9 protein-coding genes are annotated in these 7,561 nt (G+C 41.3%); all 9 read right to left on the reverse strand.

Features of this window, described 5'->3' with window-relative positions; translation table 11 throughout:
- Positions 1-249: alcohol dehydrogenase catalytic domain-containing protein (locus A3757_RS10205; protein WP_197469988.1), on the reverse strand; the 249-nt coding region annotated here is incomplete at its 3' end.
- A gap of 1 nt (position 250) precedes the next feature.
- Positions 251-2,029 carry a thiamine pyrophosphate-binding protein gene (locus A3757_RS10210; RefSeq protein WP_068739552.1) on the reverse strand — a complete coding sequence of 593 codons (1,779 nt, stop codon included), beginning with the start codon at positions 2,027-2,029 and terminating at the stop codon, positions 251-253.
- A gap of 2 nt (positions 2,030-2,031) precedes the next feature.
- The gene (locus A3757_RS10215) at positions 2,032-2,895 is read right to left on the reverse strand and encodes an FkbM family methyltransferase (RefSeq protein WP_068739555.1); all 864 of its coding nucleotides are present in this window, start codon (positions 2,893-2,895) and stop codon (positions 2,032-2,034) included.
- 16 nt (positions 2,896-2,911) lie between these two features.
- Positions 2,912-3,754: an SDR family oxidoreductase gene (locus A3757_RS10220; RefSeq protein ID WP_068739557.1), complete on the reverse strand. Its 843-nt coding sequence runs from the start codon at positions 3,752-3,754 to the stop codon at positions 2,912-2,914.
- Positions 3,755-3,799: 45 nt separating this feature from the next.
- Complete coding sequence (locus A3757_RS10225; RefSeq protein ID WP_068739559.1) at positions 3,800-4,864, reverse strand: alpha-ketoacid dehydrogenase subunit beta; 1,065 nt, start codon at positions 4,862-4,864, stop codon at positions 3,800-3,802.
- Between the two features lie 21 nt (positions 4,865-4,885).
- The gene (locus tag A3757_RS10230; RefSeq protein ID WP_197469989.1) at positions 4,886-5,872 is read right to left on the reverse strand and encodes a thiamine pyrophosphate-dependent dehydrogenase E1 component subunit alpha; all 987 of its coding nucleotides are present in this window, start codon (positions 5,870-5,872) and stop codon (positions 4,886-4,888) included.
- Positions 5,872-6,525, reverse strand: a complete 654-nt coding sequence (locus tag A3757_RS10235) for a class I SAM-dependent methyltransferase (protein ID WP_197469990.1) — start codon at positions 6,523-6,525, stop codon at positions 5,872-5,874. The genes A3757_RS10230 and A3757_RS10235 overlap by 1 nt, the downstream gene beginning before the upstream one ends.
- Before the next feature lie 28 nt (positions 6,526-6,553).
- Positions 6,554-7,360: an SDR family oxidoreductase gene (locus A3757_RS10240; RefSeq protein ID WP_068739563.1), complete on the reverse strand. Its 807-nt coding sequence runs from the start codon at positions 7,358-7,360 to the stop codon at positions 6,554-6,556.
- Positions 7,353-7,561, reverse strand: a 209-nt coding sequence (locus A3757_RS10245; RefSeq protein ID WP_197469991.1) for an SDR family oxidoreductase, incomplete at its 5' end; no start/stop codon positions are given. The genes A3757_RS10245 and A3757_RS10240, both read right to left, overlap by 8 nt.

Raw genomic sequence — 7,561 nt, forward strand, 5'->3', positions numbered from 1 at the left:
ATCACCAGGTGATACTTTGGTAACACCTGGTCCTATTTCAACTACAACACCCGAACCTTCATGACCTAGCAGGTGGGGTAGCCAAGAGTCTTCTCCCCGCTTGCCTCTAACCTCCATTAACTGGCTACGGCAAACCCCACTATATAGAACTTTGACGAGGACTTGGCCTTTAGCCAAAGTAGGGGCCTTAAGCCTCATTAACCGTAGAGGTTGCCCGGTTTGTTCGAGCACAGCTGCGTCTAAAAACAAACTATTCTCCCTTACTCACATCAAGTACTGGGATCTTCATTTCATTGATAAAGACATCCCTTGGCAAAAGAGGTTCTGGATCTTCATTGGGACGACCAAATTTTACCTGCGGGACAACGCGACAACACGGGTCGACCTTAACCAAACAAAAAAATGGTCCTACCCTTTCCTCAACCCGAACTAATGATTCCTCAACACCTGAGTTCTCAGTCACTTCACAGCCCGGTATTCCAAAAGACCTAGCAACACTTAATAAATTTGGCATACCCAAGCCACCAGCTTCACTCGAAGCAATGTATTGACTATCGAGCCATTGATCTTGGGTTTGCTGAATCATGCTATAACCATTATTGTCAAAACAAATGATTTTGATGTTCAAGTTATGCGTAACAATTGTCGCTAACTCTTGAATATTCATCATCAGGCTACCATCACCAACAACGCAATATACGGGCACATCATCTGCAGCAAACGCTGAAGCGATAGCTGCTGGAACGGCCCACCCCATGGCTGTGTTGTTAAAGTCATGCCAAACTCTATGCCCTGCATTAGGTTTAAAAGCCTGCATCATCCAAGCGATTGCTGAGCCTGTATCAACAAATATATGCGCTTTGTTTTGAATCCTTTTTGAAAACATATCCACGAACTGGTACGGGTCAACAAACTCCCCCTTGGGATATGTCTCTGCTTTATAGCTATATGTTGTTTTCCATCCATGAATCACTTCAAGCCAAGCAGAAAAGCCTGTTTCTACATTGTACGACAGTAAATGATCAATGACCTCTTTCGCATCGTGCTGAATAAGGCAATCTATTTTCAGGTCATTACGTTCAAACTTTTCAAGCTCATTCTTATCAATATCCACTACAGCCTTCCAAGCCTGCCTTGCAAAAGTATTTACAGGAGTACCAGTGGCTTTAGTGTCGAGACGAGTACCTAAAGCTAAGACAAAATCAGCATTCTGTATCGTAAAATTCGCATAACGACTACCATGAGTTCCGAAAGTGCCCACCTTCAGAGCGTGACTATCAGCTAAAATATCTGAAGCACCCCATGTTAGCACTACGGGTACACCTAGTTTATCGACTAGTTCAGAAAAAAGGTCTTCACACTTTGCTAAGTGAAGGCCCCAACCAGCGACAATAACAGGTCGTTTACTGGTCTTTAACTTACTGACAATGCCGTTTACTGCCCCTAATGTCTGAGGAGATAAGGTCTTGCATTCAAGCTCTGGGGAAAAAGCATCTAACTGTTCCGGCTGGATATCAGTTCGTTGAATATCATCGGGAATATCAATCAGTACAGGCCCAGGTCTACCAGACTTCGCAATATAAACAGCTTTTTGGAGTTCTTTTTTTATATCATGGGGGTTGCGAATTTGTTTAACGTATTTGGTAACCGGTCGACACATTTCAGTGATTGGTGTTTCTTGAAACCCGGTTTGTCTAACGCCAGAGTCTTCAGATAAACGAAATGTCGATACTTGCCCTGTTATAAATACAGCAGGAACGGAATCATAAAAACAGCCGCATATTCCGGTAATTAAATTGGTTGCGCCTGGCCCGCTTGTTGCGATAGCGAGCCCAATATCATTGGTCACGCGCGCATAAGCATCAGCAGACATAGCTGCAGACTGTTCATGATGACAACAAATGTGTTCGATATTTTCCGTGTTATATATGCTATGAATGAGATGCAAAGAAGCACCGCCAGTAACAACAAAGGCATGCCGAACTCCAAGTTCTGCAAAAAAACTTGCTACATAATCCGATAATTTCATTGTTAGTCCCAAGGCATTTTAGGTTTAGTCGAGATAAACAATGAGCCCTCTTTATAAGAAACAGGCATATCTGAGAGTTCCTTAACTTCTAACCAGTTTTCTTTTTGTGAAAACAAGGAAACGCCAATGCTTTGAAAATGCTCAAAAATTAATTCTGCATTGTGACTATTCCCAACTTCAACAACCGCATCTGTGCTCACCCAATCATCGTGCCCAGTAGCAAGTAGAATCCTAGCCTCTTCACCTTCAGCATCGAGTTTAATCAGGTCAGCATCTTTAAGGATCGACCTGATATCCAAAACTGCAACATCAAACTCTTCAAGGTCTCCATAAAGGTTTTCCTTTGCTCCGGTCAAGTGACTTCCGGTGGTATTTCCAAGTATTCGGGTAAACTGTCTTGTTTCGGAGGTATCTGATATTGCAGCTTTAATTGGTGTCACTAACGTTTCAACACCATTTAGCTCTATATTTGCTTGCAGGTGATCGAAGTGGACTGGGTCAGGCTCATAGCAAGTGACCTGACACCCTAGCTTTGCTAGTATTATTGAATGCACTCCAATATTGGCACCGATATCGATTACATTTTGGTACTTAGGCTTATTGCATCTGTAAAACGAAAATAGAATAAGCTCATCCAAGTCAAACAGATTAACCGAGTCTACCGCCCCCATTTTAAAGTAGGGAACTTTAATATTACCAACACCATCAAGGTCGAACTCTTGCTTTCCAGACTCTCCAAAGATGGTATGGAGATCTTGATGAGCAGTCTTTTTAAGTTCGGTATATAAAGAGTTTTGTGGTGAATGATGTTGAGGTAAAGCGGCTAGAAAGTCTAAATAACCATTAATATTAGTGGCGTCATTCATAATTTTTGTCTTATCTTTAATTTATAGAATCTTTAAACGAGTGCTCACCAAAGTTCAGATCATCATTAGCGAATCGCCTCAGTTTGCCCGCATTACTATCGTTTAAAAGCACTTCATTCAACTTACTTGAGCCCCATGCATCGTGCTGAACACTAAAATTTCTCCCGCCAACGTATTCTTTAGGCTGACCTGATAACCAATCTATACATCTAATTACTTCATCAATCGAACCAAAATTTCTATCCTTTATTCTTTTCACCGTCTCATCATAAGAACCGCCAGCCAACCCTTTAGCGTTTAGTGTTTCTTTATGAATCTTAGTATCTATCCAACCAGGACCTATAATAGAAAATCTAATATCCGGCATTTCTGAATCAAGTAGCTCTGCCATTTTAATAAGGGAAATTTTACTAACTGTGTAGGCACTAAATCGATCAGCAGTACCGTTAGTGCCACCACCAGCAAACAAAAGAACAAGAGCATTTACTCTATGGGAGGCTAGCATTTGGTGGATGACATAGAGTTGATTAATAAAGTTAATATTTATCGATTCGGCCCATAACTCGAAATCACAACTTTCAAATAAGCCTATAGGCTCAAGAGATCCCGGAGCAACGATAAGCTCGTCCCACTGAGCGCATTTATCGACAATTTCTTTACAAGCTAAACTCAGGCTGCCACGGGATTCAAAATTAGCTCGGACAAGCTCTCCTCCCTTGGATATAATATCTTCAACCTGAGACGAATGTGTTCGATAAGTCCCCAACACCCTCCACCCATTTTCTAAACGAGACTTAGCTAGCTCATAGCCGATATCGCTTGAAATCGAAAAAATGACAACAACCTTTGAACGTGACATTAGGTGTTGCCTTTTTTTATTTTCATACTCAACATCATCTTTTACCTAAAAAGGTCCTGTAAACCAATCACCAGGCACATCATGATGACCGCTTTTCTTTAAACACTTGCTATCAACGTCAACACCTAGCATTTGCGCTACCTTTAATGAGATAGCTTCAGCATCAATATAATACTCTTTCGTCAGTGCATAACTGGTTGGCTCGGCATAATCTGGCTTAGCCATAATTTCGGGGGCCTGTTTCAAATCCGAGAACGACGACTTTACGACACGACTCACTACTTCTGATGCAATGGAGCAAGTTTCATGCCCGTTATCCAAAACCAATAACCTTCCCGTTTTTTTCACAGAGTTCTGAATAGCACTAACTTCCATAGGAGCGATAATATTTAAATCTATTAACTCACAATCAATGCGATAATTCTTTCGTAAAAAGCTAATAGCAATCTTTGCTTCTATAACTAGGTAGGAGCTAGCAACAATTGTGATTGCATCACCGCTTAATACAACTGTATTTCCTGCCAAAGGCTCTATAATATTCTTGCTCATGTTTACCAAGCCTTTTTGTTGATGTAACCAACGATGCTCAATAAATACAACCGGATTGTCATCAAAAATACTAGCCATCATTAGTCTATATGCATCGTCTGGTGTCGAAGGCATAACAACTTTAAGCCCCGGGATATGCGCAAACCAAGACTGTAAGCTCTGACTATGTGTTGGTCCTTGCCCCCAACCGCGCCCAACAATTAAACGAATAACCATTGGCACCTTAGATTGGCCACCAAACATAAAGTGCCATTTAGCAGCATTGTTTACTAGCTGATCCATTGCCAATAAAAAAAAATCTAAACGCTGACTGACCATAATAGGCCGCAAACCATTTATAGCGGCCCCGACGCCGACACCAAGCATACTATTTTCAGACGTTGGGGTATCAAAGACACGTTGATTGCCATGCTTGCTAACCAAACCCTTTGTCGTACCAAATATGCATGTAGGATCATTAATACCGAGCCCATAATAAATCACACTTTGATCCATAGACATTGCGTCATCGCTAGACTCGAGAATAGCTTCTCCAAAGGTTATTTCTTTGATATTTTTCATAATTCTTCTTAAGAAAAGTGGTTATGCGTACATAACATGAGAACTGTTTTTGGGATTCGGGAAGGGAGAGTTTTCTGCAAAATCAAAGCTCTCTTCAACAACCTTAATAACATTACTTTTAAGTACCTCAATTAACTCTTCTGTTATAAGGTGCTCTTTAAGCAATAACTTTTCGAGCGATAAAACAGGGTCCCTCTCTCGCCAGGATTGAACTTCAGCTTCATCCCGGTAATTTAAGTGGTCATCATAATTCGGGCCACAATGCTCTCGCCAACGATATGTTTCAAGCTCAACAAATGCTGGCCCTTCTCCAGACCTAATTAAAGCCAATGCTTCTGATAAAATTGAATGGCACTGAAGTGGATCATTACCATCACCACACCAAGACTTTAAACCGATACCATTCGCCACGTCAGTAATCTTCCGACCGAGTGGCTGCCGGCACTCCAAAGAGGAATAAACAGAATATCGGTTATTTTCACAGACGAACAATACTGGCAATTTCTTAACTGCCGCAAAGTTAGCTGACTCATAAAAGCTACCTTCTTCAATCGCACCATCACCGAGATAAACAACAACAACACCCTGCTCTTTTTTAATTGATTTAGCTAAAGCCAAACCTACACCTGTAGGAATAGTGCCACCGACAATGGCCGTGCTTCCCATAAAGCCAACACTCCTATCAATCAAGTGCATCGAGCCACCAAAACCACCTGAACAGCCTGTTGATTTACCATACAACTCAGCAATTAGCCTTTTAGGGTCGCCCCCTTTTGCTAAATAATGTGCGTGTGCCCGGTGAGTCGATACGGCCTGGTCATTATCCATATCTAATAACACACTCAATACAGCTGGCACACATTCCTGGCCAATACTTAAATGGGTGGGGCAACGCATTTTTCCAGAAGCGTATCGACTCGCAATACCTTCTTCTATTCCTCGAATCAAATACATTGACTCAAAAATAGCTTGACAAGTGGCACCTGAAATAGTTTGTTTATTTGTCATTATGGGATAAACCAGTAATAATCGCCGGTGTAGCCGACTTCATTAAAGAAAGCCTTCCATTCATCAACGTGCATCATGGTTTTGGCGGTAAGGTTCCATGCTTCCATACGTTCTTTTTCTTCATCGTTTCTATAAGCATCTACAGTAACAAATGATTTACCTTTAGAGACTCTTTGTATTTCAGTAAGAGACTGTGCCAAGTCATCTTTTGACAGGTTATGTATCGTATTTATAGAAATAACCACATCCATACTATTCGTATCAAAAGGGAGTTCAAGAGCATTTGCTACAGAAAGGTAAGGCTTAACCTCCTCTTTTGCATTTTCAATTGCATATTCAGAAATATCTATTCCATGCAATTCAATACCCGGAATCGCTTCCATCAAATCATAAAGCATAAAACCTTTTGCACAGCCAACATCCAAAATAGAGGAACTAGAAGTTAAGCTAAAATGATGTCTAAATGTTGGTATCACAGGCTTCCAAAACCTTGGCATATAGCTAAATCCGCCATACCCATACTTTCGATCACCATCAAAAAACTCTTTACCAAACTTACGAGCAATCTCTCTGGCTGCTTCATCTTTATGCTCTAAGCGCCCAGTTAAATCACGTTTAGTTTTTGGATAGTTCTCAAGCAAATCTATTTCCACAATAAACCCTATTGTAATAACGTTAATATCAACATGTTTTTATCTTTCCGCCGTCAATAACAAAGTTAGACCCGGTAATGTAAGAAGCTTCTTCAGAAGCAAGAAACCCGACTAACGCAGCGATTTCCCCAACGCTTCCAAAGCGTTTTAAAGGCACGTTACCTACGGCACGCGCGTTTTCTTGATGCGCAATTAACTCAAGAGCTTGGCACTCTTCTATCGCCTTATTCTGGATATACTCCTCCCAGCCTTCCGTAGCAACCATACCTGGAGATATACAGTTTACGGTTATATTATGGTCAGCTAAATAATTCGATAGATACTTAGAAAGATTGATCAGCCCAGCCTTATTGAAAGCATAATGTGGATTAAAGCTTCCTGGCTGGATGGCGGTTACAGAAGATATGTTTATGATACGAGCAGAGGAACTCTGCTTTAAATAGGCCATCGCCAACTGACAAAAATTCACAGCGGTTAATACATTTAGGCTATAGCAGTCCAACCAGTCCTGTTCAGTTAAGTCCATAAACTCACCAGTTCTTACCCCCCCTAATCCACCACAATTATTAACAAGAATATCAATCGTTCCATAGCCGCTTACTGCCTTTTCTATGACTAAGCTAACCCCTTCTTTAGTCGTCAAATCAGCAGACACACCTATAGCAGCATACCCTAGTTGCTTAAAATCGTGGGCAATTTCCTCCGCTTTAGAGCGTGCACAAATAACAACATTTGCACCATTTTTTGCAAAGTACTCAGCTGTAGCCAAACCAATGCCTTTGGTGGATCCTGAGACCAAAGCCGTACGTCCTTTGAAGCTATTGCTATCAAGCATTTGTCTGCTCTACTTGGTTGAGGTTCCAGACTAGATTCCAAGGTTCTTGAACAGTCAACCCACCATCAATACATAGAACTTGGCCCGTAATAAAGGCAGATGCTTCAGACAAAAGGAACAAACAAGGATTTGCTATATCAATATCATGGCCAATTTTTCGGAGGGGGTGCAGACCGCAGGCAAGCTCTCTATATTCCAGGT

The sequence above is a fragment of the Oleiphilus sp. HI0117 genome (assembly GCF_001635235.1).

Bases quoted from the DNA above. Each gene is read 5' to 3' on its own strand.
- A3757_RS10225 (WP_068739559.1), bottom strand. From the start codon at position 4,864: ATGAAAAATATCAAAGAAATAACCTTTGGAGAAGCTATTCTCGAGTCT.
- A3757_RS10220 (WP_068739557.1), bottom strand. From the start codon at position 3,754: ATGTCACGTTCAAAGGTTGTTGTCATTTTTTCGATTTCAAGCGATATC.
- A3757_RS10230 (WP_197469989.1), bottom strand. From the start codon at position 5,872: ATGACAAATAAACAAACTATTTCAGGTGCCACTTGTCAAGCTATTTTT.
- A3757_RS10210 (WP_068739552.1), bottom strand. From the start codon at position 2,029: ATGAAATTATCGGATTATGTAGCAAGTTTTTTTGCAGAACTTGGAGTT.
- A3757_RS10215 (WP_068739555.1), bottom strand. From the start codon at position 2,895: ATGAATGACGCCACTAATATTAATGGTTATTTAGACTTTCTAGCCGCT.
- A3757_RS10240 (WP_068739563.1), bottom strand. From the start codon at position 7,360: ATGCTTGATAGCAATAGCTTCAAAGGACGTACGGCTTTGGTCTCAGGA.